Origin of the sequence: Aeromonas media, from assembly GCF_000819985.1 — a bacterium.
GTDB lineage: Bacteria > Pseudomonadota > Gammaproteobacteria > Enterobacterales > Aeromonadaceae > Aeromonas > Aeromonas media.
The window spans coordinates 15,223-15,653 of the sequence record NZ_CDBZ01000108.1 but is presented as its reverse complement, the minus strand read 5'-3'; the positions used below and the strand labels follow the sequence as shown (position 1 = coordinate 15,653).

1 protein-coding gene is annotated in these 431 nt (G+C 64.3%); it reads right to left on the bottom strand.

Features of this window, described 5'->3' with window-relative positions; all coding sequences use genetic code 11:
• Positions 1-431 (bottom strand): protein translocase subunit SecF (gene secF / locus BN1127_RS09665; RefSeq protein WP_042649287.1); only part of this gene is annotated, 431 nt, incomplete at both ends.

Below are 431 nucleotides of genomic sequence, written 5' to 3'. Positions count from 1 at the left end.
GCCTGGGGCGAGAGCCCCAGCAGCTCCTGCACAGTGGAAGCAACCGTGATGGAGGAGATGGTGCCCACCAGGATGCCGGCGAACAGGGTGAAGGAGAAGCCGAACAGGGCGTCGCCACCGAACAGCAGCAGGGCCCCTACGGTGAACAATGTGGTGCCCGAGGTGATCATGGTGCGACTGAAGGTGGCCTTGATGGCCACATCGGAACACTCGTGGATCCCCATCTGGGTGCGCGAACCGAGCAGGTCCCGCAGCCGGTCCGAGATGACGATGCTGTCGTTCAGCGAGTAGCCGATCACCGCCATCAGTCCGGCGATGACGTTGAGGTCGAACTCGATGTTGAACAGCGCCAGCAGCCCCAGGGCCACCAGACCGTCGTGCAGCACAGACACCAGGATGCCGATGGCCTGGCGCCACTCGAAGCGCACCGC